The organism is Corynebacterium sp. UMB0012 (genome assembly GCF_030216265.1).
Lineage (GTDB): Bacteria > Actinomycetota > Actinomycetes > Mycobacteriales > Mycobacteriaceae > Corynebacterium.
The window spans coordinates 17,060-42,084 of sequence record NZ_JASOKQ010000007.1; the positions used below are offsets into that span (position 1 = coordinate 17,060).

A 25,025-nucleotide genomic window follows, 5' to 3' on the forward strand; every position below is an offset into this window, starting at 1 on the left:
CTATAGATAAAGGGGTAGATTGTGGGCATGCTTGATTACACGATTACTCGTACCGATAACCCCACGTCCGCGGAAGAATTGAGCGATATCCTCGCCAACCCCGGCTTTGGCAAGCACTTTACAGACCACATGGTCACCATTGACTGGACCGAAGAAAAGGGGTGGCACAATGCTCAGGTGCGTCCGTACGGTCCGATGAGTATGGACCCGGCCAGCAACGTATTCCATTATGGCCAGGCGATCTTTGAGGGCATCAAGGCCTACCGACAGCCGGATGATTCTATCGCTACTTTCCGGCCGGACCACAATGCGCAGCGCTTAATCAACTCCGCTGAGCGCCTGGCTATGCCGGAGCTTCCGCAGGAGGAGTTTATTGAGTCCCTGCGCCAATTGGTTGAGGTGGATCAGGACTGGGTACCAGAAGCCGGCGGGGAAGCAGCGCTGTACCTGCGCCCGTTTATGATCTCCACCGAGGTCTCCTTGGGCGTTCACCCCGCCAATTCCTACCGCTATGTGCTCATTGCCTCCCCAGCGGGTTCCTACTTCAGCGGCGGAATCAAGCCGGTTTCGGTGTGGCTATCCACTGACTACGTGCGCGCAGCCCCTGGCGGCACCGGCGCGGCCAAGTTTGCGGGCAACTATGCAGGCTCGCTCTTGGCGCAGGCCCAGGCAGATGAAAAGGGGTGTGACCAGGTTGTCTGGTTGGATGCCATTGAGCGCCGCTACATCGAGGAGATGGGCGGAATGAACCTGATGTTTGTGTATGGCTCTGGTGATAGCGCGGAGATTGTTACACCAGAACTATCGGGCTCTTTGCTGCCCGGCATTACCCGCGAATCCCTATTGCAGGTAGCACAGGATGTGGGCTACAAGGTCACCGAGCGCCGCATTACTGCCGAAGAGTGGCAGCGCGATGCCGAATCCGGCGCTATGTCAGAGGCCTTTGCTTGTGGCACTGCCGCGGTTATTACGCCGGTGGGTCACGTGTTGGGAGACTCTGCCGACTTCCAGGTCAATGGCAATGAAGCGGGGGAGATCACCATGGCCCTGCGCGAGCGCCTCACCGGTATCCAGCGCGGCGCAGTGGAGGATACCCACGGTTGGCTCCATACCCTAGTGAAGTAGTCCCCGGTTAGGCGTCCGCAGCGATCTCCACTCCGGTCAGCAACATTGGCAGCGCCGCGAGCGCGCCTAGTGCAGGTTGTGGCTCCATTCCCAGTTCAAGCAGGGGGTGGAGCCCTAGCTTTTCCAGTGCCAACTTATGCGCAGGGGCAGCGGACAGGGTTGTGGCGAAGAGCCAGTCTTTCACACCGGGATTATCGCGCTCGGCAAGGAGCGCGGCGGTGGCGGTCAAGGGGGCGTCGATAAGCAGGGGCGTGCGGCGCTCCGCGGCTCGGGCAATGAACCCCACCGTGGCTGCCAGCACCGTGGACTGGCACGATTCAACCAGCTCCATGCCTTCGAGGTTACGGGCGCGAAACATAGCGTCCCGGATAGCGCAGACCTCGCGCTTCCAGTCTTCCACGCTGCGCTGCTTGCCGACGATCACTACCGGCTCCGTCTGCGTCATAGTTGCCATTACCACGGCCGGTACTCGGGCGAGCTCTTCGCCGCCGGGAATCAGTAGGTCAGCCCCGGCATCAATTTCCGCATCCGCTGTTGCGGCTCCAAGGCTGTAGGCTTGGGAATAATCCGTCACGGTGACTACATTCAGCCCGGCCTCGGCGCGACGCGCAGCGGTCTCAGCGGCCGAAAGCGAGGTCTCTTGATCCGCGAAAATCACGGCCCGCACGCGCCGCGGCTCATGGGCAGGTGCCGCGCCTTGGCAAGCAGCCAGCCATTGAGCGGCGTCGGTCAGGCGCCCCCAAGGGGCGAGCTGCGCGTCCTGTGCGGTATGTGCCTGCTTATCGGGCTGCGGAATGGCCATGAGTAGTCCCCCTAAACGTCAGCGCCGAGCTCCACGCGGGGGCGCGGGATGCGCCACTTGCGCGGCTGGCTGGCGCGAGAATACGCATAAAAACCAAGACTAAAGCCGGCTTCGGTGGTGCCAGGGAACTTGGCGCGCACGGCATTATTGCAGCGGCGGGCCAAAATGACGCCCTCGATGGCGAAGATTACGAGGATAACCATCGCTACCGCGTTGATGATTGTTGCAATGCTGGGTACCGCGTAGGTCAAGAACATGACCACGATGAGCACCAAGGCCATCGGCATGACCCAGTTGCTCAGGCTGCGGCGGGCATCCACCCAATCGCGCACATAGGCGCGCACTTCACCCTGGTCGCGGGCGGGGAGGAAGCGCGGATCGCCTTCTGCCATGCGGGCCTGCTGCTCGCGGTTGGCCTGCTGGCGCTCTTGGCGCTCCTTCTTCTTATATTCCTTCCACTCGTCCTTGCTCATGGACTTCTTCATGTCCTTGCGGTGCTGGTAGCGCTGCGCATCGGACATGCCATTGGGATCACGCTTTACGCCGCGCGCAATCTCTTGCTCTGCGCGCTTTGGCGTAGGACGACCCTTCGGTGGGGTGTAGCCCTTGCGCTGGGGCTCTTCCTGAACTTTGGCCTGAGCTTTGTCCTGTACAGGGGCGGGTTCAGTGGAGGTCTTGTCATCTTTTTGCCACGGGAGTTTCACGCTCCTCACACTACAAGGTTTAGGTGTGAATAGGGGAATAGGCCCGGCCCAGATGGTGTTGTAGGTATGGGCTACCTTTTCCCACCTGAACTAACCGGGTAGGGTAGTGGCAACGAATCCAATACTTATTGAGGAGAAGTGATGACCGCTCCAGCTTCCGCAACCGGCGTCATTCTGACTGAAGCAGCAGCCGCAAAGGCAAAGGCGCTGCTTGATCAGGAAGGCCGCGACGATCTCTCTCTGCGCATTGCCGTCCAGCCTGGTGGCTGCGCTGGCCTGCGCTACCAGCTCTACTTTGATGACCGCACCTTGGATGGTGACAAGGTTGACCAGGTAGGCGGCGTAAACCTCGTTGTGGACAAGATGTCCGTTCCCTACCTGACCGGTGCCAAGATTGACTTCGCTGACACCATCGAGTCCCAGGGTTTCACCATTGATAACCCGAATGCCACCGGCTCTTGCGCTTGTGGCGATTCCTTCAACTAAATAGAAGGACAGAAAAGAGGGTGGGTGCCACTGGCACCCACCCTCTTTGTATGTGTGGAAGGCTCTTAGAGCTTGACTGGGTAGTCGCGCTGCTCGATCTGCGGATCGATGCGCTTTTCCACAAAGATGCCGTGCCAGATCATAAAGGACAGCACGGTCCACAAGCGGCGGGAGTGATCGGAAACGCCGTCGCGGTGCTCCTTGAGCATCTCGAGAACTTCCTTCTTATTGAAGATGTCCTCGGTCTGGGATTCATTGATGGTGTCCTGGGCCCAGCCATAAAGCTCATCGCCGGCCAGCCAGTGGCGCATCGGCACTGGGAAACCCAGCTTCTTGCGGTGTAGAACATGCGCCGGCACGATCTGTTCCATGGCCTTGCGCAGGGCGTATTTGGTGGTGCCGTGCGAGATCTTCAGGTCATAAGGGATGGACTCGGCAACCTTGAAGACTTCCTTGTCCAAGAAGGGCACGCGCAGCTCCAGCGAGTTGGCCATATTGATCTTATCGGCCTTGACCAGGATGTCACCGCGCATCCAAGTGAATAGATCCAAGTGCTGCATGCGGGCAACCGGATCAAAGTTCTCGGACTGGGCGTAGATGGGGGCGGTAACCTCACGGTGGTCCCATTCGCGCTTTGCCCACGGGATAACGCGCTGCATCTGCTCAAAGTTGAAGGAACGAGCGTTGCCGTAGTAGCGCTCTTCCATCGTCATCGAGCCGCGATTAAGCAGGGACTTGCCTTTCATGCCCTCGGGCAGAACCTGCGAGAGCTTGCCCAGACCGCGACGCAGTGGGGACGGAATCTTCTCAAATGGGGCGAGGGACAGTGGTTCCTTGTAAATGGTGTAGCCGCCAAAGAGCTCGTCTGCGCCCTCGCCGGAAAGAACTACCTTGACGTGTTTGCGGGCCTCCTGCGCCACAAAGTAGAGCGGTACCAGCGAGGGATCAGCCACCGGATTGTCCAGGTACCACATGATCTTCGGGATGGACTCGGCATATTCTTCAGGGGATACAATCTTGACGATGTGCTCCACACCAATAGCTTCCGCAGACTCTGCCGCGACATCGACCTCAGAATATCCCTCGCGCTCGAAGCCGGTGGTAAAGGTCAGTAGATCTGGGTTGTGGCGCTTGGCCAGTGTGGCAATAGCGGTGGAGTCAATGCCGCCAGATAGGAAGGAACCCACGGTGACGTCGGCACGCATGTGCTTAGCGACGGAATCTTCCAGCGCCTCTGCAATGCGGTTAAATAGCTGCTGCTCCTCGCCTTGCTTTACCTGCTGTACAGGGAAGCGGGGCTTGAAGTAGCGCTCGGCGACAACATCTTCGCCCGGGCGAAGAGTGACAGTGCAGCCGGATTCAACGCGGCGAATATTCGCGTGGAGGGATTCTGGCTCCGGGACGTACTGCAGGTCGACGTAGTGCTCAATGGCGCGTCGGTCAAGGTTGAGCTCTAGACCAATCTCGTCCGCCATTTCAAGGATGCACTTCATCTCCGAAGCGAAAACGGTGCCTGCCTCGGTAGTGGCGTAATACAGCGGCTTGATGCCAAATTGGTCACGAGCAGCAAACATCGTCTTGGTGTGGGTATCCCAGATGACGATGCCAAACATACCGCGCAGGTGGTTGACTATGTCCTTGCCCCAGTGGTGGTAGCCCACCACGATGGGCTCGCCATCGCCTTCGGTGTGGAAGGTGTAGCCGAGGCCCTGGAGCTCCTCGCGCAGCTCCACGTAGTTGTAGATTTCACCATTAAAGGTCATGGCGTAGCGGTCAGGCTGGTCCTCTGGGCCCCAGCGGAGGGGCTGATGGGAATGCTCCAAGTCAATAATGGACAGACGATTGAAGCCGAAGGCGGCATCGCCGTCATGCCACGTGCCGGCCGCGTCTGGACCGCGGTGGCGCATGCAGGGCAGGGATCGTTCCAGTGCATCAACGTACTTATCTACGTTGCCTGTGGCGGCGAGCATGCCAAGAAGTCCGCACATGTAAAGATTGCTCCTTATATATAAGCGTCTATTGCTAGTCACCCACTTTACGGCTAGAGAGCATGAAACCAGAACACGCCACGGCTTAAGGAAACCTGCCGACTGCCTTGGAATTAGCTTCCCCGATAGGGGTGCGAACTTTCGGATGATGGCTCCACGAGAATCCTGTGAATTGGCGCACACGAAGCCTATGGATGCTGGGGGTGCGGTTGGAACATTGTGCAGGTGGGGCGGTAACCTACCAGAAGGAGAATATGAAATGAGCACACTAGGTGCCCTTTTGTGCCTTTAAACAGGCTGGGAATCTGGCAATTATCCTCTATTCTGATTGGGTAAGAGTGCTCTGTGAGTATTCGAGAAGTTTTGTGTGGACAGAAAGGCAGAACACACGTGGGACAGCGTAATAAGCGCACCTTTGCCCGCAAGGCGGGCGTAGCTGGCGCACTTGCCCTGGGTGGACTCGCTCTGGCAGGTTGTGACGTTCAGGCGCCAACTGCTGTAGAGAACCTCCTTGGATTCGGTTGGCCGAAGGGTATTACTCCTGAGGCAGAGGCCATGTACAACTTCTGGATTTGGGTCTGGGTTGCCGCATGGATCGTTGGTTTTATTATGTGGGGCCTGTTCCTCACCGCAATCTTCCGCTGGAGCGCGAAGAAGGCGAAGAAAGATGGCAAGGGCGAGTTCCCGCGCCAGATCCAGTACAACGTTCCGCTGGAGATGGTTCTGACCATCGTCCCGATCCTCATCATTATGGGCCTGTTCTTCTTCACCGTTCAGACTCAGCAGAAGGTCACTGCCTTGGATAAGGATCCGAAGGTTGTCGTTGACGTCACCGCGTTCCAGTGGAACTGGAAGTTTGGTTACGCCGAGAACCATGTCAATGGTGAGAACTACGACGGTGCCGACAAGGAGCGTCAGGCTGAGGCAGAGAAGACTGCTCACGACCCTGAGGGTGTGGACAACCCGAACCCAATCCACGGCAAGTCCATGGGCGACCTTTCCTACCTGAACTACAACAAGATTGAGACCGTCGGTACCACCGAAGAGGTTCCGGTTCTGGTTCTTCCTTCCGATACTGCGATTGAGTTCCGACTCGCTTCCGGCGACGTGTCACACGCATTCTGGGTACCGGAGTTCTTGTTCAAGCGCGACGTCTACGCACACCCCGAGGCAAACGCTCAGGAGCGCAGCTTCCAGGTAGAAAAGATTGAGAAGCAGGGCGCATTCGTTGGCCGTTGTGCCGAAATGTGCGGTACTTACCACTCGATGATGAACTTCGAAATCCGCGTTGTCTCTCCGGAGGACTTCAACACCTACCTGAAGTTCCGCGAGGACAACCCAGAAGCCACCAACGCGGAAGCTCTGGAAGAAATCGGTCAGGACCCATACGCGGTAACCACCCAACCGTTCTCCGGCGAGCGTGACACCGCTAAGGGCGATAACTACGTGAACACCGCGGCATAAGAGATAAGGACACAACACAATGCGTGCAACATCGAAAGTCTTTTACTCAATCGCGACGTACCTTCTTGTCTCGCTGATTGTCTATATCTTCGGCGTCACCTTCGTTAAGGACGACGGCTACCTCTACGGTGCCGAGTGGGTTGGCATCGTCGGCATGTTCCTCGCCTTCCTGCTGTGCATGATGCTGGGTGCTTACCTTCACTTCACTGATGACCGCAGTGACGTCCTGCCAGAGGATTGGGAAGAGGCAGAAACTGAAGATGCCGCTGGTATCCTTGGTTTCTTCTCCCCAGGCTCCATCTGGCCGCTGGCTATGACTGGCGCCATTGGTCTCCTCGGCTTGGGAATCATTTTCCTCTACTTCTGGCTGATTGCCCTCGGCGCTGTCTGCCTCATCGCGGCCTGCACCGGCCTGTCCCTGCAGTACGGCCTACCGAAGGAAAAACACTAATTCCTCGATGTAAAGGAATCCCTGCCTAAAACTTCTCCGCCCTCCTAGCCATCATGGCTAGGAGGGCTTTGGCGATCCAGCGTCGTCTGTCGCGTCATAAAGTTCCCGAGATTTCTGAAAAGTTTTGCCGGTGGGGGAGTGACACCTGACTGTGTGACGTATTGTCGACTAGTCTTCTTCTGCATTCTGGCACGTAGAAGCCGATTTTAGCGGGGGTCGTTCGAAAGTTGTAAAGCTGGGCGTTTAGGGGGCCCGTGGAATGTGATTTATCTCTCTGGATGGCTGGGATCGGGTGCGCTAATTGGCGCATCGACAAGTGTGGGCCGCAGGCGTCTGGGGTGCTTAGGAATTTCAAGGTAGCGCCCAGCTGGTGGTGTCACCTGCATCAATGGGGCGTCGGAAAGTGGGGTAAAAAGTTCCCGTTTGGAGGAATATTGTTTTTGGCCCTCGCGAGCTGAACGTTCGCTGGATGAAGCATCAAAAACGAATAGAGAAAGCGGGGGGAATCGAGGTGACTTTAGCGCCCAGAACAGCCATAATAGCCACTGTGACGAGCGTAGTTTCTAACCAAGGTATGACAGCACCACGTGCTGCCTCGCTGAACCGACCCAATATGGTCAGCGTGGGCACCATCGTGTTCCTGTCTCAGGAATTGATGTTCTTTGCCGGACTGTTCGCGATGTGGTTTACCTCGCGAGCAAACGGTCAGGAAGGCGATTGGGCGGAGCACACCGCCCATATCAACCTGCCCATGGGTTTCCTCATTACGGCAGTGCTGATTTCTTCTTCTGTGACCTCGCAGTTCGGCGTGTTTGCCGCAGAAAGGGGTGACGTTTACAAGCTTCGACTCTGGTACACCGTGACGCTGGTACTGGGCGTTGTGTTCTTGGGCATCATGGCGTTTGAGTGGACCGAGTTGATTCACGCAGGTGTGACTGTGCAGTCCAGCGTCTTTGGTTCGGTGTTCTATATCATCACCGGCTTCCACGCTGCGCACGTGACCGCGGGCCTGATTTCTTTTGCAATCATTCTCGCGCGCGTTGCTAAGTCCAAGTTCACGCCGGCACAGGCGACCGCAGCAATGGCAGTGTCCTACTACTGGCACTTCGTTGACGTTGTGTGGATCGGCGTTTTCACCGTTATTTACTTGGTTCAGTAGCACTGGCCAAGATCCCCAAACAGTCCTCCCGTGTTCGAGTTATCTAAAGGAAAATGATGGATAACAATTCGCAGTCCGTGGCAGTGGAGCAGACCACTGCGGCGGCTAAGAAGACCCGCCGTCGCCGCAAGGCGAAGCGCACCCTTGCCGGTGGCTTCGCTTTGGCGATTGGCCTGTCCGGTGCGGGCGTCTTGGCTTCTGCCTTGACCCCGGACGCACAGGTCGCCACGGCGGAAAAAGATGACCAAGCCCTCGTCCAAGAGGGTAAGGACATCTATGACACCGCTTGTATCACCTGCCACGGTGCCAATCTGCAGGGCATCGAAGGTCGCGGTCCGTCCCTCGTTGGTGTCGGTGCTGGTTCCGTGTACTTCCAGGTGCACTCCGGCCGTATGCCGATGATGTCTAACGACGCACAGGCAGAGCGTAAGGCTCCCCGCTACACTGAGCAGCAGACTCTGGCGTTGGCTGCATATGTTGCAGCCAACGGCGGCGGCGCTGACATTGTCTACAACGATGACGGAAGCGTTGCCCAAGAATCGCTGCGTGGTGCTAACTATAACGGCGAAATCCAGGCAGAAGACATAGCGAAGGGCTCCGAGCTCTTCCGCATGAACTGCGCATCCTGCCACAACTTCACCGGCCAGGGCGGCGCACTGTCTTCCGGTAAGTTCGCTCCGGAGCTGGCTCCGGCAAGTGAGCAGGAGATCTACCAGGCTATGCTGACCGGCCCGCAGAACATGCCTAAGTTCTCTGACCGCCAGCTGACCGCAGACGAGAAGAAGGACATTATTGCCTACCTCAAGTCTGCAAAGGAAACTCCTTCCCCAGCAGGTTGGGACCTTGGTGGTCTCGGCCCAGTAGCGGAAGGCCTGGCAATGTGGATCATCGGCATTAGCGCCCTGTGCGCTGCCGCTATGTGGATTGGATCGCGCTCATGAGCAATGTGAAGAAGAATTACACTAACGCTGAGCTCGACAAGATGAGCAACGATGAACTCGCTGCTCTTGGTACCGAGCTCGACGACGTCACCGTTGCGTTCCGCAAGGAGCGTTTCCCAGTCGAAGGCGACCCAGCAGAAAAGCGCGCTGGACGTAACGTTGCTATCTGGTTGTTCCTGTCCGTCATCGGCGGCCTTGGATTCCTTGGCGTTTACCTGTTCTGGCCGTGGCAGTACAAGCAGCTGGGGGAGGAGGGCCACATTTGGCACACTCTCTACACTCCGTTGCTAGGTATTACTGCAGCCCTCGCAATTTGTGGCTTGGGCATCGCCATCGTCCAGTACGTTAAGAAGATTCTCCCGGAGGAGATCTCCGTTCAGCGTCGTCACGATGGTCCTTCCGAAGAGGTTGACCGCCGTACCCTGACCGCCCTTCTGAACGATTCTTGGAAGACCTCGACTCTTGGTCGCCGCAAGACCGTTCAGGGTCTGCTGGGCGGCGCCGGCGTTCTGTTCGGTCTAACCGTGATTGCTCCGCTTGGTGGCGCAATCAAGAACCCTTGGAAGGTTCGCCACAATATGAACTATGCCGGCGACGGCACCCTGTGGACTTCCGGTTGGACCCTGCACAATGAAGGTGTCAAGCTTTACCTGGCCCGCGACACCGGTACTATTGCCGAGAAGCACTCTGGCGAAACCGGTGAGCACTACAGCACCAAGGGTGTTACCCGCTTGGTTCGTGTGCGCCCGGAGGATCTGGCGGCAGGCGGCATGGAGACCGTCTTCCCGCTGGCAGAAGAAGACGTTAACGATGGCGACAAGTACGATGCCGAGCGCGATGTCTACGAGCACCACATGCACTCGATTCACGGCAACCGCAATGCGGTCATGCTGATTCGCCTGCGTCACAACGACGCTCAGAAGGCAATCGAGCGCGAAGGTCAGGAAGACTTCCACCACGGCGATTACTACGCCTACTCCAAGATCTGTACCCACATCGGTTGCCCGACCTCTCTGTATGAGGCGCAGACCAACCGAATCCTGTGCCCGTGCCACCAGTCGCAGTTCGACGCTTTGCAGTACGGTAAGCCGGTCTTCGGCCCGGCTGCCCGCGCACTGCCACAGCTGCCTATCACGGTGGATGACGAGGGCTACCTCGTTGCACAGGGCAACTTCATTGAGCCTGTCGGCCCGGCATTCTGGGAGCGTAAGTCATAATGAGCAATAAACTCGCCCAAATGGGCAACAACATGGATGAGCGCTATAGCGCCGCCGGCGTGTTGAGGACTCAGCTGAACAAGGTCTTTCCGACCCACTGGTCCTTCATGCTTGGTGAGATGGCGCTATACAGCTTCATCATTCTTGTACTGACCGGTATCTACCTGGCGCTGTTCTTCGACCCGTCCATCACCAAGGTCATTTACGACGGCACCTATGCACCGCTTAATGGTGTAGAAATGTCCCGCGCATACGCCACCGCGCTGGATATCTCTTTTGAAGTTCGTGGTGGCTTGTTCGTGCGCCAGATGCACCACTGGGCAGCTCTGCTGTTCATGATGTCCATGGTTGCGCACATGCTGCGTATCTTCTTCACTGGCGCGTTCCGTCGTCCGCGTGAAGCAAACTGGATTATCGGTTGCGCACTTATCCTGCTGGGCATGATCGAGGGCTTCCTTGGTTACTCCCTGCCGGATGACCTGCTTTCCGGTGTTGGTCTGCGAATCATGTCCGCCATCATCCTGGGTCTGCCGATTATCGGCACCTGGCTGCACTGGGCAATCTTTAGCGGTGACTTCCCGTCCGACCTGATGCTGGATCGTTTCTACATCCTGCACGTTCTGGTTATTCCGGGCATCATCCTTGGCCTGATTGCAGCCCACCTGATTATGGTTTGGTTCCAGAAGCACACCCAGTTCCCTGGACCGGGCCGTGCGGAGAACAACGTCGTTGGCGTCCGCATTATGCCGGTCTTCGCCACCAAGGCTATTGGTATGGGCATGATGGTTGCTGGCGTACTGGCGCTGATGTCTGGTCTGCTGACCATCAACGCCATCTGGACACTTGGACCTTATAACCCATCCCAGGTTTCCGCTGGTTCTCAGCCGGATATTTACATGCTGTGGACTGATGGTGTTGCCCGTGTCATGCCGGCTTGGGAACTCTACATTGGCAACTACACCATTCCTTCCGCGTTCTGGGTAGCTCTGCTGTGTGGCCTCATGGTCGTCCTGCTAATGGCGTACCCGTTCTTGGAGAAGAAGTTCACCGGTGACGATGCACACCACAACCTGCTGCAGCGTCCGCGCGATGTTCCTACCCGCTCCGCTATCGGCGCTGCTGCCATCGTGTTCTTCCTGCTGGTCACCCTGTCCGGTGGTAACGACCACGTGGCACACTTCTTCCAGATTTCGCTGAACGCTATGACCTGGGTTGGTCGTATCGGCCTCATCGTGCTTCCTCCGATTGCGTACTTCATGACCTACCGCATTTGCGTTGGTTTGCAGCGCTCTGACCGGGAGGTTCTCGAGCACGGTATTGAAACCGGCGTTATCAAGCAGATGCCGAATGGTGCCTTCATCGAGGTTCACCAGCCGCTCGGCCCGGTTGATGCCGAAGGCCACCCGGTTCCGCTCGAGTATGCAGGCGCTCAGGTGCCGAAGCAGCTGAACCACCTCGGACTCGCTGACTCCGAGACCCAGGGCACCTTCAGCCCTGATGATTCGGCCCTCATGCACCGAGTGCACGAAATCCACTCGGATAACCACGACGAGGAAGCGGAGATGTTCCGCCGCCTCAACGAGGCTAACCGCCGTGAGGACGAGGAAAACGGCCGCATTTAGCCGCTTTTCCTGAGGATTACTCGAAACGCGCTCACAGAACCGCCCTTGCTCCTGCTGAAGGAGCAAGGGCGGTTTGCGTATGTACAGATAGATTCCGACCCCAGTCCTCATCCTTCTGGCTGCTACAGGAGTTGTTGAAGGGGAGCTGTTGCGTGCCTGTGAGTATTTATGAATCTAGAAGCATCTGAAGAACTGCTGAAGCTTGTTGTGCAGCCGGTTTAGTACATGTTCTGGTGCGCGGATTGTCGATAGTTTGCGGTTTTGTCGTGCTTTACAGTTTCAGGAGCCTAGTGCGTGGGCTCAGGTGGGTGTGCATGCCGAAAGGCTTTATTGTCTAGAGGTACGCTGCGCTCGTCGCTTGAGTGCCTTTGGGGCTTCAAGAAGCGGTTTAGCTAAAACGACCGCAAGGAAGGGTGGCAAAGCGGGGCGCCGTCGTGATGAAAGCGAGGCTCTAGACGTGCGTTAAAGGAGTGACATCGTGGGGGAGGAGGGACTGTCAAAATGGCGTAGTGTTGAAAGTCACAAATTAGAAAAGTCTTAATTGTTAAGCTTACTCTTAGTGAGGACACTTCTTGGTCGGATGTCCGGCATCCGCTGTCATTTGTGCTGCTTATGGTCTCGAGGCGGTGGATTCTGGCGGGTGCTAGCATCCATATGGAGGTTAAATCTCGGCAAGGTCAACGGAAGGTAACGAAGCGATAACAAACGTTACTTTGGTGTCGCGAATGGACATTGCTTGTAATGATTTCGTAACCTATTCGAGACATTGAGTTACCGCCCGAAAAGGTGCTCAATCTAAACAGAAGAATTACAGCGCCGCATCTGGCCCTTCCTACTGAGGGGCCGAGTGGAGGAAATCCTAAAGGAACGGATTCCCAACGAACGCTAGTCCCCCAGGGTCAGAGCTTCCTTTATTAGGGAAGTAGGCGCGCAGGAAGATTTGGAGTTTTACTCATGGCACAGCACCGTCGTCAGGGCATTAAGAACACCCGTCGCATCGCATCTACTGCAGCACTGGCTGCAACCGCAGCAGTCGTCGCACCGGGCGTCGCACAGGCAGCAGAGGTCGTCGTACCTAATACCGACTACCGCTTTGAGGTAGCAGGTCTGGAAAACGTCCCGAACATTGACCAGGTGCCGAACATTGACCGCTACGTTCCGTCCCTGGGTCAGGTTTCTAACCAGCAGAACACCAACTACGCAGCAGCTGGCCACAAGCAGGCCGCTCCGGCACAGCAGACCGTTGGCCAGAAGGCACTGGCAGCAGCCCGCTCCGTCATCGGTTCTCCGTACGTATACGGCGCCGCTGGCCCGAACGCTTTCGACTGCTCCGGTCTGACCAGCTGGGCATACGCTCAGGCTGGCAAGGAGATCCCGCGTACCTCTCAGGCACAGGCTGCCGCCGGTACCCCGGTATCCCTGGATCAGCTGCAGCCGGGTGACATCATCGCTTACTACGGTGGCGCTTCCCACGTTGGTATCTACACCGGCCACGGCACCATCATCGACGCCCTTAACTCCGGCGTGCCGGTTCAGGAGCGCGACCTGAACTACATGCCGATTCACTCCGCAGTTCGCTTCTAAGAAGCGGCGGATCTTGCCCTCCCCTTCGCGGGGAGGGCTTTGTCGTGCATCAGGGGGTAAAACCCGCTATAGTTAGTACGATTTTTAAAATTTTCTTAGTCTAAGGGTCCTTACGTGTCTAAACGAGTACTTCCTGCAGCTGCACTTGCAGCGGCTCTTGCTGTTACGTCGGTTTCTGGGATTTCGCAGGTTGTTGCGCAGGAGGCCGTTCCACAACAGGAGAGTGCCACCGAAAATGTAGACGCCTTGGTGGAGCGCGTAGGAGAAGTTGCGCGCAAAGTGTCTGCCAAGAACGAAGAGGTAAAAGAGCTCGAGGTCAAGCTTGAGGAGAAGCAGGCTGAGGTTGCTGAATCCGAGCAGGCCGCCGCTGAGGCGCAGCTGCGTGCGGACGATGCGAAGGGGGATGTTTCCACCCAGCAGGACCGTGTCAATGGCATCGCACAGTCGCGCTACCGCGGTGATTCCCGTTCGGCAGTGTCTGGAGCTTTGGCTGCAGAAGATCCTTCCGATGCCGTAGAGCGCATGGGCTACCTCGGAGCATTATCCCGACAGGCCCAGCGCACCCTCGATGCCAAGGCTAATGCCGCTTCCACGGCGGAAGAGGAAAAGCATAAGGCTGCCGACGTCGCCGCGAAGGTGCGCGAGGAAAAGAAGGCGCTGGAAGTGCAGCGCGAGGAGCTTCTCAAGGAGAAGGAGGAGCTGGAAAAGCAGCAAAAGGACATCGAAAAGCAGGTGGACGCTCTCGATGAACAGCAGCGCGAGGCCTGGGAAGGTCAATTCGGCGGATCTGATAAGCCGGATATGGATCTGGGTGAGGTAGCTGATGGTGCTGCCTCGGCTGCCTTGTCGAAGCTGGGCGCCCCATATGGCTGGGGTGCGGCTGGACCCGATCAGTTCGACTGTTCTGGATTGATGTTCTGGGCGTATCAGCAGATTGGTAAGTCCATTCCGCGTACGTCGCAGGCTCAGATTGCAGGTGGCACATCGGTACCGTTGGAAGACCTACAGCCGGGCGATATCGTGGGCTATTACCCGGGAGTAACTCACGTGGGCATGTACATCGGTAATGGCCAGGTAGTCCATGCCTCTACCTATGGCGTGCCTGTTCAGGTGGTACCGCTAAAGTCCATGCCGATTACCGGAACGGCGCGGTACTAAGTGGCCCGCGTTCTGCTGGTAACTAATGACTTCCCGCCCAAGATTGGCGGGATTCAGTCTTACCTGCGCGATTTCGTAGCAACCTTAAATCCGCGCGATGTCGTGGTCTTCGTCTCTACCCAGGAATCGCCGGCGGAATTCGATGCCGCGGTGGACTACAAGGTCATCCGCTGGTCTCGCCGCGTGATGTTGCCGACGCCTGCCACGGTTCGTCGGATGCAGGAGATCATCCGCACAGAAAATATTGACATTGTCTGGTTTGGTGCAGCCGCGCCCCTTGCTTTGATGGGCAAGGCCGCAAAAGAGGCAGGGGCGACCCGTGTAGTAGCTACGACGCACGGGCACGAAGTGGGGTGGTCAATGGTGCCCGTGGCGCGGCAGTGCCTGCGCCGTATTGGTGACTATGCTGATGTGATTACCTATATCTCCGACTACACCCTGCGTCGGTTGCGTCGACCATTTGGACCGAAGCCGTGCTGGGAGCACCTGCCTTCCGGAGTGAGTGTGGAGGGCCTTTCTCCAGCCACGCCGGAGCAACGTGCAGCGGCAAAGGCAGAGTTCGGAGTCAGCGGGCCGACCATCGTTTGCATTTCGCGGTTCGTTCCACGCAAGGGGCAGGATCAGCTTCTACGCGCTATGCCTCTCGTGCGTGAAGAATTTCCGGATGCACAGCTCCTACTTATTGGGCGCGGACGCTACCGCGCGGCTTTGGAACAATTGGCGGAAATCTACTGTCCAGACGCAGTGATTCAGGAAGCGGAAAGCATTGAGGCTGCATTGCACGCAGCGGATGTTTTTGCCATGCCGGCACGCACCCGTGGCGGAGGGCTAGACGTCGAGGGCTTGGGCATCGTCTATTTGGAGGCGCAGGCGTGCGGCTTGCCAGTTGTCGCCGGAGACTCCGGTGGTGCACCAGAGACGGTGACGGGGGAGACGGGAGTCGTCGTCAAGGGCGCCTCTGTGCCGGAACTAGCTGAAGCGTTGAAAGCTCTTTTGGCCGACCCGCAACGTAGGCTTCGCATGGGGCAGGCGGGGCGTCGCCATGTGGAAGAGAATTGGACGTGGCGGATTATGGGGCAGCGATTGCGGCAGCTGATGTCTTGATGTGACCCTAACCCGGTTGTCGGTATATTCTGTTATGCATGCTTAAGAACAACTCCGCCGATCTGACTATCGGCTTCGACGTCGGTGGCACCAACGTGCGCGGCGGAGTGATCACTCGGGAGGGTGAGATTCTCGCGAGCCGCACGGTTCCTACTTCCATGGACGCCGAGCAGCTGGAAGCGGACATTGTGGGCATCGTCGATGAGCTGCGCGCTGACTATGAGGTGGACGCCGTTGGCCTCGCCTTGGCGGGATTTTTGGATCCTACGTGCGAGGTAGTGCGCTTCGCCCCGCACCTTCCCTGGCGGCACGCCAATGTGCGGGAATCACTCTCGCAGAAGCTCGGTATGCACGTGCGTTTGGAGCATGATGCAAATTCCGCCGCGTGGGGTGAGTGGTGCTTTGGCGCCGGCCGTGGAGCGGAGGATTGGGTTTTCTTTGCGGTAGGAACAGGTATCGGCGCCACTCTGATGACGCATGACACCATCTACCGCGGCGCGTTTGGCACCGCCCCAGAATTTGGGCATATCGTGGTAGTCCCTAATGGTCGGCAGTGCTCCTGCGGTAAGCGCGGCTGCTTGGAACGCTATGCCTCCGGTACCGCGTTGCCGGATACCTGCGCTGATCTGCGTGGAAGCTATGAGACCTCGCTGCCGGCTGATCCCACAGGCAAGGAAATTACCCAGGCCGCGCGGCGCGGAGATCCGCTTGCCGTCGCGGTGATGGAAGACTTCAGTCGGTGGCTGGGCCAGGGCCTATCCATTGTTGCTGATGTTTTGGATCCGGAGCTCATCGTGCTCGGCGGCGGCGTATCCCAAGATGCGGACCTCTACCTCGAGGGCGCTGCCCAAGCCATGGGACAGGACATTGTCGGGGCAGGGCATCGCCCCCTCGCACGTGTTGCCACCGCAGAATTAGGGTCGGCAGCGGGTATGATTGGCGTAGCCGATTTGGCCCGCAGCGGCCGTTAAAACTAACAAAGGACGACCTGGCGATGAAAAACAAGTGGTACTGGGCTTTTAAGCACATCTTCTTCGGACCCGCCCTGCGAGTATGGAATCGCCCGTGGACCGAGGGCATCGAGAAAATCCCCGCTGAGGGCCCTGCGATTTTGGTGTCGAATCACCAGGCGGTTATGGATTCCTTCTTCTTTCCTTTGGTGTGCCCGCGCCAGATCACGTTTCCGGCTAAGTCAGAATACTTCACCACTCCTGGCCTTGTTGGTAGCCTGCAAAAGTGGTTCTTTACCTCGGTAGGCCAGGTCCCCATCGAGCGCGATAGCGAGGACGCTGGCGACGCCATCGTGGAAACCGCAGAAGGCATTTTGTCCCGTGGCGATCTCTTCGGTATCTATCCGGAAGGAACTCGTTCCCCAGATGGCCGCGTGTACAGGGGACGCACCGGCATGGCGCGCATCGCCATGGAGACTAATCAGCCAGTATTTCCCATCGCGATGATCAATTCGCGCAAGGCCAATCCCATTGGCTCGTGGATTCCCCGTCCTTTCAAGGTTGGCGTGCGGGTAGGAGACCCCATCTGGCCGCATGAGTGGGCCAAGGAGCGCGGGATGAATCCGGCCGAGCATGAGACTATCCGCGCCTTCACCGACTTTGTGATGCGCAATTTGGCCGAGCTGAGCGATAAGCCTTATGTTGATGTGTACGCCTCCGATGTGAAGGCTTCGCTCAAAGCCGGCCATGGTTACCCCGCCGGCGCTGAATACAAGGGGAGGTAATCACTATTCCCAAGGCCCGCTTAGCTTGGCCAGATACCGCTAAAGGCGTATCCATTATCGGCGTGGTGCTCTTGCACGTCACGCTGGTGGTTCCGGAAGGTGAGCTAACGTGGTTGGCTGACCTAAACATGTGGCTGGATCCCCTTCGCCTTCCCTTGTTTTTCCTCGTATCCGGCTATTTCTCTACCAAGATCTTTCGCTATTCTTTCAGCGAGCTCTTTACCCGCCGCCTGTGGTTTTTCCTCGTGCCCTATTCGGTGTGGATGACCGTTGAGCTGTGGACTAAGCGCATCGAGTACCACTGGGTATTTGGTGATTCGTATCTGCAGCTTACGGATCTGCTCTATAACTTGCTGCTGGGCCATACCATGGCGTGGTTCATTCACGCGCTTATCTTTTTCAATATATTTTTGTGGGCCGTACGCAAGTTGCCCGCGTGGGCAGGTATTGGCCTGAGCTTTGCGCCGCTGCTGTTTATAGCGTGGCAGCATCATTACTACTTTATTGGCAAGGCAATCATGTTCTTGCCCATCTTTGTCGGTGCAGCCTATCTCCGCGGGCCTATTACGCGGTTTGCCGACGCCGCCGAAGCACCCTTTAAAGGCACCTTCCGCAAGGGCTCTCTGTGGGCATATGGTGCGGCAATCATTAGCTACATCGCGGGACTTACCATTCGGCAAACCTGGAATGCCGTCGAAGGCGAGGTAGCGGTGCAGTGGCCACTTCCAGGCGGGGACGTTCTTGGCCGAGGCGATCTAGACTTGCTGATCCGCTTTGCGGAGCAGACGCTTGAAACCCCAGCGGGCATCGTTGGTGCTGTACTTATTAGCCATGTTCCGGCGCTGTCTACTTTTGTAAAGTTCGTGGGCCGGCATACCCTGCCCATTTACTTGGCCCACCCAATCGGCATGACACTGGGGTACGGCTTCTTCATGGCCCACCGCGACTATGTGGTGAGCCTTGCTGGCCAGTGGCCGATGGAAAATACCTGGTTCTGGATCGGAATGTGTTTCTTCTATTCCGCTGCGGCATCGGTAGCGCTTTGGGCCCTCGGGAAGGTTCCTATCCTTGGTTGGACGCTGGTTCCGCCGCGGATTGATAAGCGCCGGCCCGTCGTAGAGCCAATGGTAGCGAGCAAAGAACCAGCAGAGCGGTAACGATGGCGTAGTCATTGCCCACGATGTGCTGCCACCATGCCCAGTCCAGCTCTTGGTCATTGGCATGGGGGACGAGCCAATGACCGCGGGCCAAAAGCGCCAGCCATGTCAGCGCACCGAGCGCCCAGTGGCGCTGCGCCACTAGCAATACGCCCGCCAATACCAACCAGGTGAAGTGATGCGACCATGACACTGGCGAGCACAGGAGCGATACTGAAGCGGCCAGCAGCATGAGTACCGCCTGGTTCCCGTGAGAGAGGCGCTCCATGGCAAACCACACGATGGCGACGACGAGGACAACGGCCACGAGCCACAGCTTTTCAGCGTGTTCGGGGACTAGGCGGCTAAACAAACCGCGCAGAGATTGGTTGGAGCTATAGGCAAGTCCACCGATGCGGTTGGAATCGCGCAGTGTTTCGCTCCAGTACTGGATGGAGCTATGTGGATTGCAGGCGAAGGCGATGAGCCCTGCTGCCAGAAAGGAACCCAGGGCGCTGAAAAATGCGCGCCATTCGCGGCGGACGAAAAATACGGCAAGGAATACCGCAGGGGTGAGCTTGATCGCCATAGCGATACCGGTAAGCACGCCCCTGCCGCGTCCGGGGCGCAGCCAGAGAATATCGACCACGACGAGTGCGGTGAGCAGGATGTTGACCTGCCCGAAGCTAAAGGTCTCCGTAATCGGTTCAGTAAGCATCGCCGCTAGAAGCGCCCAGCCTGCCCAGCCAGGGCAGCCAAGAGAGCGCAGGACCAGGGCAACGCAGACCCACAGGGCAAGTAAGGAGGCGACAGATATGAGGATGCTCGCGGCGGTGAGGGGAATCCAGCTCAGTGGGGCAAAAAGCAGCGCCGCAAAGGGCGGATAGGTGAAGGGAAGAGAGACATCGCGATTGCTGCCGACGAGATAGTCCTTGGCGTAGAGGTCGCTGCCAAAGCCGGCCCCGCCTTCGCGGTAAACGTCCAGGTCAATGTGGTAATACGTGGAAAAATGGCCGGAGAAAAGCTCCGGAATATCAATGAGCCACCAGAGGGCCACGAGGACAGAGAGGCACAAGGGCAAAGCAGTAAACCACAAAGATTTCTTCACGCCAGAAGTGTACAACCGTCTCTTTAAGGGGCCAATTTATCGCCGCAGACTAGGCGGCGCTAGGCTTGGGAGACGTGCGCTACTTCTATGACACCGAATTTATTGAAGATGGACAAACCATTGAATTGGTCTCCATCGGCATCGTCGGTGAGAATGGCAGCGAATACTACGCCGTGTCTACGGATTTTGATCCGGCCAAGGCCAATTCTTGGGTCAAAGACAATGTATTGGCCAAGCTGCCTAGCCCGCGGGACCCAGTATGGAAACCTCTGGCGACCATTCGCACGGAGGTCTTCGAGTTCCTGACCCAGAGCTCAACCCCGGTAGAGCTGTGGGCGTGGGTGGGCGCTTATGATCATGTGGTTTTGGCGCAGCTGTGGGGCGATATGGCTGGACTGCCTAAACGCATGCCCCGCTATACCCGCGAGCTGAAGCAGTACTGGGAGTTTGCGGGGCGTCCCAGCCTGCCGGCTGTCCCTAAGGGCAATCACGATGCGCTTGTCGACGCCCGCCATAACCTCGCCAAGTTCCGTGCCTGCGCTCAAGTTCTTCCGCTCTCTAAAGGCAATAGAATTAATATCTAGAATTTAACTAACGCGCGATAGGCGCTTGATGGTTAAATAGCAGTGTGAGTTGGACAGTAGATATTCCGCAAGGCGTTCTCCCAGATCTCCCGCCATTGCCCTCCGGCATCGACGAGGTCTTCCAGGACGTCATCAAGCGTGACGCAAAGCAGCAGCCCAGCTGGGATACTTCCCAGGCCGATAACGTGCGCAAGATTCTCGAGTCCGTGCCGCCCATCGTGGTTGCGCCCGAGATTGAGGCGCTCAAGAAGAAGCTGGCAGACGTTGCCTTGGGTAACGCATTTTTGCTGCAGGGCGGCGATTGCGCGGAAACCTTTGAGTCCAATACTGAGCCGCATATCCGTGGCAATGTGAAAACGCTGCTGCAGATGGCCGTGGTATTGACCTACGGCGCTTCCGTTCCCGTGGTTAAGCTCGGCCGCATCGCTGGCCAGTACGCCAAGCCGCGTTCCTCTGATACGGATTCCAATGGTTTGCTGAACTACCGCGGTGACATTGTCAATGGCGTGGAGCCGACCGATGAGGCTCGTCGCCACGACCCAGCCCGGATGATCCGCGCTTACGCGAACTCTTCGGCGGCAATGAACCTCGTGCGTTCTTTGACCTCTTCCGGCACTGCGGATCTTTACCGCCTGCATGAGTGGAACCGCGAGTTCGTGCGCAAGTCCCGCGCTGGTGCCCGCTACCAGGACTTGGCCCGGGAGATCGAAAACGGTTTGAACTTCATGAATGCCTGCGGCGTGCACGATGACACCCTGCGTTCAGCCGATATCTACTGCTCGCACGAGGCTTTGCTGAAGGACTACGAGCGCTCCATGCTGCGCTTGGGCCAGGACAATAACGGCGATACCAAGCTCTACGATCTCTCTGCACACCAGGTATGGATTGGTGAGCGCACTCGTGGCATCGAAGATTTCCACGTGAACTTTGCGGCGATGATTGGTAACCCAGTGGGCATCAAGCTGGGGCCGGGCGTCACCCCGGAGCAGGCCGTGGAGTACGCGGAAAGGCTGGACCCGAATCGCGAGCCGGGGCGCCTGACCATGATCTCGCGCATGGGCCACGATAAGGTGCGCACGGTTCTGCCTGCCATTGTGAAGGCGGTGGAAGACTCCGGTCACAAGGTGGTATGGCAGTCCGATCCGATGCACGGCAATACCTTCACCGCTTCTAATGGCTACAAGACTCGCCACTTTGACAAGATCGTGGATGAGGTCCAAGGCTTCTTTGAGGTTCACCGCGAACTGGGCACCCACCCGGGTGGCGTACACCTTGAGTTCACCGGTGAAGACGTCACCGAGTGCTTGGGCGGCGCCGAGGACATTACCGACGTGGATCTGCCGGGCCGCTACGAGTCGGCCGTGGATCCGCGCCTTAATACGCAGCAGTCGCTCGAGCTCTCCTTCCTTATCGCGGAGATGCTACGTAACTAAATCCACAGGTGCGGCGTCGTGCCGTAGAGCGAGGAGCCGAACCACCACCCGCCGATAGCCACTGCGCCCACCGCAATCGCGACCACTACTAAGTACAGCACTAGTGACAGCGGATTGCGGTTGGTCAGCGGACGCTCGGCGGGTTCTTCATGCGTGCTCTGGACCGGCTGCTCGGGGGCAGGAGCAGGTACCGGTGCAGGCGCAGAGGCAGCTGCCGGCGCAAATGGTTTGAGTGGGGGCTCGGACGCGGAATACGGCTGTGCCTGGGGGCGTGACAATGATTGCGGCTCCGGTTCTGGAGCGGCCCCGGCCTGCGGCAAATCCAGTTTCGTCTCAAAGCTAAGGCGCTGCGGTGGGATGACTTCAGTCGGGCCACCGTCGAGATGCTCCGTTTCACCCTGTGGAATGCTGCGGGTGGGTTCGAAAATTTCCGTGGCTCCAGTGCCAGAAAAATCCGTGGGTGCTTGTGCCGTGCGTGCCGCGGCAGCGTTCCTTGGCACGGGGATGGTCACGTCCGGAAGATCGAGCTCTCGGCAAACATCATCGAGCGCCTCGAGGAATTCTCCGGCGTCGGCGAAGCGCTCGCGAGGGTCGCGGGCAGTGGCGGTGGCCACGAGGGCGTCGACAAGCTTGGGCACCCCAGAAATCCGCGAGGACGGCGCGGGGACGTCGGAATCCAAACGGGCCGTGGCATGCGCTAGGGGAGTATCCCCCGAGAATGGAACGGTGCCGGTAAGAAGCTCGAAGAGGACAATGCCGGCTGAATACACGTCCGAGGCCGGTGTAATTTCTTCGCCTGTGACCTGCTCCGGCGCGAGATAGGACACGGTGCCCACAATCATGTCCGAGGTAGCCTCGGCATTGGTGGCACGCACCAGCCCAAAATCGCCCACCTTTACCCGGTGGTGGGAGGTAATAAGCACATTATCGGGCTTGATGTCGCGGTGGATGAGCCCGGTTGAATGCACCTCTTCCAAGCCGCGCAGAACATTGCGCAGGGTAGAGGCGGCCGCCTGCACTGGAAAGGGGCCACCCTCAGCCAATAGCTCGCGCAGCGTACCGCCATCGATGAGCTCCATGATGAGATAAATGGGCTCGCCGTCAGCGGAAAAATCGTGAATAGCTACGAGATTGGGATGCTGCAGGCGGGCCATGGCGCGAGCCTCGCGAGAAAAACGCTTGATAAAGACCGGGTCATCGGAATAGCGCTCGTCCATGACCTTGGCCGCGACCGCTCGCCCCAGCCGCATGTCCACGCAGCGATAGACGGTAGACATGCCACCGCGGGCAATGGGGCGATCGATCCGGTAACGGTTCTCCAGAACGTCACCAATTTCCAACCTAGTCATGCTTCCCAGTATGGCTGATCATCTAGCCCGCGTTAAAGTAGAGAACGTGACTAACCAAGAAAAATCCCTCGATTCCTTGCTCGCAAACGAAGAACTGCTCAGCATGCAGCAGGTGGCAGAAAAGCTAGACCTGCCCATCACCCGCGCTTATGACCTGCTGCAGGACCGAAAGTTTATTGCCTGGGATTCCCCAGAAGGAAAGCGCGTGCCGCTAGCCTTCTTCAACGACAAGGGCGTTATTGCCAAGCACGTAACTGCGGCAATTACCGTGTTGACAGACGGCGGCTATAAGGACGACGAAATCTTCAAGCATCTCTTTACCGAGGATGACTCGCTGCCGGGCCGCCCGATCGATGCCCTGCACGGTCACCTTGCCCGCGAGGTTATTCGGCGCGCGCAGGCTGCCGCTTTTTAGGCACGTCTTCAAAGATCCACTGGGTGGCAAACCATGCCACCACAATCATGCCGATGACCCAGAACCAGTTGTAGAGCTGGTGATTGCCATCGCCAGAGAACGAGACGCCGATAAACAGGGCCACGCCGGTCGTGAATTTGATAAGCCAGAGCGGCGGCCGGAAGGTGCCCATCAGGGTGAAGATTGAGGCGTAGTACCACGGCAGAGTCACGGCATTGAAAACAAAGGCAACTTGGTACGCGGCCGCGGTGCCCATAATGGCGTCGCGGTTGTCCTTGCGGCAAAGCCACCACACCGCCACCAGCCCAATGAGCATGCAAGCCATGGCGATGCTGCGCAGGACGGCCAGGATGGCGTTATAGGACGCATCCGGCATAAATATTTGTACCGCTGGGAAGATAATATCGGTGGCCAAGGTGGGACCTGCCAGCGGGTTAATCACCTTGGAATTGCCGCTTACCTGCGATAGCCAGCCCCACGACGTGCCGGAAACCCACGTGATGAGGGCCACTGCGGCGATGATTTCTGCCACTGCGGCGATGCCAGATAGCACAAAGACAGCAAGTTGTCGCCACTTACTGGAGCCCTTGGGAGCGTAGTGGTGGAGCATCATCCATACGATAAACGGTGCCGCAATAACCGCAGTTGCCTTCATAGCCACGGCCGTGCCCACGAGGATGAGGGCGGCGTGGAAGCGCTTATGCAATGCCGCTAGCAGGCCGATAGACACGATCCCCACCATGAGTGACTCATTATGCATGCCGCCGATAAGGTGCAAGATAATGACTGGATTAGCTACACCAAGCCACAGTGCTACCGCAGGATCCGCGCCGAGTTTGCGGGCGATGCGGGGGATTGACCAGGCGATGGTAACAAACCCGAGCAGAGAAAGAATCTTATAGATCACCACGCCTGCAGTGACGTTATCGCCTACCAGGCTGGTGACCAGTTCTCCTATCCACAGGTGAAGGGGACCATAAGGCGTGGTGGTATTGCGCCAATCTTGAGATACCTCAAGGAGGAAGGGTCCGGGGTTAACGGCGGCACCTTCGGTATACGGGTCGAAGCCATCGCGAACCATAGCACCTTGCATGAGGTAGGAATACACATCGCGTGAGGCCAATGGCCCGGCTAATAAAAGGGGAGCTACCCAGGCGATGAGGATGCGCTGGATGTCGCGCAAGCCGCCCTCGGGGAGAGGATTTTTGAGCTGCGGGCGAATGATGGTGCGCCCAGCTAGCACCCACGCTGCGGCTAAGAGGAAAATACCCACCCAGTACAGCGCGAGGCCGAGATTGCGCCCGTGTCCATAGGACAAGAAGCCGATATTTAATGCTTCGAGGAGTCCTCCACGGTTGCGGGTGGCACCGCCAGAGAAGGACGCGAGCAGTAAAATGCAGGAGGCAGATAGCCCTAGCGGCAGCGCGCGCGGAATGGGAAAAGAGTACGTCTTTGCCACG

Annotated in this window: 23 protein-coding genes; 17 read left to right on the plus strand and 6 right to left on the minus strand. The window is 57.9% G+C overall.

The window, feature by feature from the left end:
* The first annotated feature begins 27 nt into the window (after positions 1-27).
* Entirely contained in the window at positions 28-1,125 is a 1,098-nt protein-coding gene (locus QP324_RS04915) for a branched-chain amino acid aminotransferase (protein ID WP_225746696.1), read from the plus strand.
* A gap of 7 nt (positions 1,126-1,132) precedes the next feature.
* Here the strand turns inward: QP324_RS04915 and QP324_RS04920 are convergent, their stop codons facing one another.
* Both QP324_RS04920 and QP324_RS04925 read right to left on the minus strand, forming a co-directional pair.
* Complete coding sequence (locus QP324_RS04920; protein WP_225746697.1) at positions 1,133-1,927, minus strand: nicotinate-nucleotide--dimethylbenzimidazole phosphoribosyltransferase; 795 nt, start codon at positions 1,925-1,927, stop codon at positions 1,133-1,135.
* A gap of 11 nt (positions 1,928-1,938) precedes the next feature.
* A complete protein-coding gene (locus QP324_RS04925) occupies positions 1,939-2,631 on the minus strand; it encodes a DUF3043 domain-containing protein (protein WP_225746698.1) in 693 nt (230 codons plus the stop codon).
* 141 nt (positions 2,632-2,772) lie between these two features.
* On the opposite strand from QP324_RS04925, the gene QP324_RS04930 reads away from it, so the two are divergent.
* Complete coding sequence (locus QP324_RS04930) at positions 2,773-3,117, plus strand: iron-sulfur cluster assembly accessory protein (protein WP_005324455.1); 345 nt, start codon at positions 2,773-2,775, stop codon at positions 3,115-3,117.
* Between the two features lie 65 nt (positions 3,118-3,182).
* On the opposite strand, the gene asnB is transcribed toward QP324_RS04930, so the two are convergent.
* Positions 3,183-5,105 carry an asparagine synthase (glutamine-hydrolyzing) gene (gene asnB / locus QP324_RS04935; RefSeq protein ID WP_284814823.1) on the minus strand — a complete coding sequence of 641 codons (1,923 nt, stop codon included), beginning with the start codon at positions 5,103-5,105 and terminating at the stop codon, positions 3,183-3,185.
* Positions 5,106-5,495: 390 nt separating this feature from the next.
* Between asnB and QP324_RS04940 the strand changes: the two genes are divergently transcribed.
* From QP324_RS04940 to QP324_RS04995, 12 genes are all read left to right on the plus strand, one after another.
* Positions 5,496-6,569 carry a cytochrome c oxidase subunit II gene (locus QP324_RS04940; RefSeq protein ID WP_225746700.1) on the plus strand — a complete coding sequence of 358 codons (1,074 nt, stop codon included), beginning with the start codon at positions 5,496-5,498 and terminating at the stop codon, positions 6,567-6,569.
* Between the two features lie 19 nt (positions 6,570-6,588).
* A complete protein-coding gene (locus QP324_RS04945; RefSeq protein WP_005328946.1) occupies positions 6,589-7,020 on the plus strand; it encodes a cytochrome c oxidase subunit 4 in 432 nt (143 codons plus the stop codon).
* A gap of 574 nt (positions 7,021-7,594) precedes the next feature.
* Positions 7,595-8,179, plus strand: coding sequence for a heme-copper oxidase subunit III (locus QP324_RS04950; protein ID WP_179386734.1), 585 nt, complete (start codon positions 7,595-7,597; stop codon positions 8,177-8,179).
* 53 nt (positions 8,180-8,232) lie between these two features.
* Positions 8,233-9,120, plus strand: coding sequence for a c-type cytochrome (locus QP324_RS04955; protein WP_225746703.1), 888 nt, complete (start codon positions 8,233-8,235; stop codon positions 9,118-9,120).
* Positions 9,117-10,337, plus strand: coding sequence for a ubiquinol-cytochrome c reductase iron-sulfur subunit (locus QP324_RS04960; RefSeq protein ID WP_198491715.1), 1,221 nt, complete (start codon positions 9,117-9,119; stop codon positions 10,335-10,337). The genes QP324_RS04955 and QP324_RS04960 overlap by 4 nt, the downstream gene beginning before the upstream one ends.
* A complete protein-coding gene (locus tag QP324_RS04965; protein ID WP_239228194.1) occupies positions 10,337-11,959 on the plus strand; it encodes a cytochrome bc complex cytochrome b subunit in 1,623 nt (540 codons plus the stop codon). The genes QP324_RS04960 and QP324_RS04965 overlap by 1 nt, the downstream gene beginning before the upstream one ends.
* 954 nt (positions 11,960-12,913) lie before the next feature.
* Positions 12,914-13,543, plus strand: a complete 630-nt coding sequence (locus QP324_RS04970) for a C40 family peptidase (RefSeq protein ID WP_239278971.1) — start codon at positions 12,914-12,916, stop codon at positions 13,541-13,543.
* Between the two features lie 114 nt (positions 13,544-13,657).
* Positions 13,658-14,701: an NlpC/P60 family protein gene (locus tag QP324_RS04975; RefSeq protein ID WP_284814828.1), complete on the plus strand. Its 1,044-nt coding sequence runs from the start codon at positions 13,658-13,660 to the stop codon at positions 14,699-14,701.
* Entirely contained in the window at positions 14,702-15,805 is a 1,104-nt protein-coding gene (locus tag QP324_RS04980) for a glycosyltransferase family 4 protein (RefSeq protein WP_284814830.1), read from the plus strand. It begins immediately after the preceding gene.
* 38 nt (positions 15,806-15,843) lie between these two features.
* A complete protein-coding gene (locus QP324_RS04985; protein WP_284814831.1) occupies positions 15,844-16,776 on the plus strand; it encodes an ROK family protein in 933 nt (310 codons plus the stop codon).
* Between the two features lie 23 nt (positions 16,777-16,799).
* Positions 16,800-17,540 (plus strand): 1-acyl-sn-glycerol-3-phosphate acyltransferase, encoded by a 741-nt coding sequence (locus QP324_RS04990; protein WP_284765750.1) that lies wholly within the window; start codon positions 16,800-16,802, stop codon positions 17,538-17,540.
* Between the two features lie 62 nt (positions 17,541-17,602).
* The gene (locus tag QP324_RS04995; protein WP_284814833.1) at positions 17,603-18,697 is read left to right on the plus strand and encodes a hypothetical protein; all 1,095 of its coding nucleotides are present in this window, start codon (positions 17,603-17,605) and stop codon (positions 18,695-18,697) included.
* On the opposite strand, the gene QP324_RS05000 is transcribed toward QP324_RS04995, so the two are convergent.
* On the minus strand, positions 18,603-19,784 hold the full coding sequence (locus tag QP324_RS05000; RefSeq protein WP_284814835.1) for a glycosyltransferase 87 family protein: 1,182 nt from the start codon (positions 19,782-19,784) through the stop codon (positions 18,603-18,605). The genes QP324_RS04995 and QP324_RS05000 overlap by 95 nt on opposite strands.
* Before the next feature lie 74 nt (positions 19,785-19,858).
* Here QP324_RS05000 and QP324_RS05005 point away from each other — a divergent pair, with 74 nt between their 5' ends.
* Both QP324_RS05005 and QP324_RS05010 read left to right on the plus strand, forming a co-directional pair.
* A complete protein-coding gene (locus QP324_RS05005) occupies positions 19,859-20,368 on the plus strand; it encodes a polyadenylate-specific 3'-exoribonuclease AS (protein ID WP_284814837.1) in 510 nt (169 codons plus the stop codon).
* A 44-nt stretch (positions 20,369-20,412) separates the two neighbouring features.
* Positions 20,413-21,801 (plus strand): class II 3-deoxy-7-phosphoheptulonate synthase, encoded by a 1,389-nt coding sequence (locus QP324_RS05010; RefSeq protein ID WP_284814839.1) that lies wholly within the window; start codon positions 20,413-20,415, stop codon positions 21,799-21,801.
* Here QP324_RS05010 and QP324_RS05015 read toward each other — a convergent pair.
* Complete coding sequence (locus QP324_RS05015) at positions 21,798-23,150, minus strand: protein kinase (protein WP_284814842.1); 1,353 nt, start codon at positions 23,148-23,150, stop codon at positions 21,798-21,800. The two genes, QP324_RS05010 and QP324_RS05015, sit on opposite strands and share 4 nt — an antisense overlap.
* A gap of 10 nt (positions 23,151-23,160) precedes the next feature.
* Here QP324_RS05015 and QP324_RS05020 point away from each other — a divergent pair, with 10 nt between their 5' ends.
* On the plus strand, positions 23,161-23,565 hold the full coding sequence (locus QP324_RS05020) for an Rv2175c family DNA-binding protein (protein ID WP_080970387.1): 405 nt from the start codon (positions 23,161-23,163) through the stop codon (positions 23,563-23,565).
* On the opposite strand, the gene QP324_RS05025 is transcribed toward QP324_RS05020, so the two are convergent.
* Positions 23,534-25,024, minus strand: a complete 1,491-nt coding sequence (locus QP324_RS05025) for an alpha-(1->6)-mannopyranosyltransferase A (RefSeq protein WP_284768527.1) — start codon at positions 25,022-25,024, stop codon at positions 23,534-23,536. The genes QP324_RS05020 and QP324_RS05025 overlap by 32 nt on opposite strands.
* Between the last annotated feature and the right edge of the window lies 1 nt (position 25,025).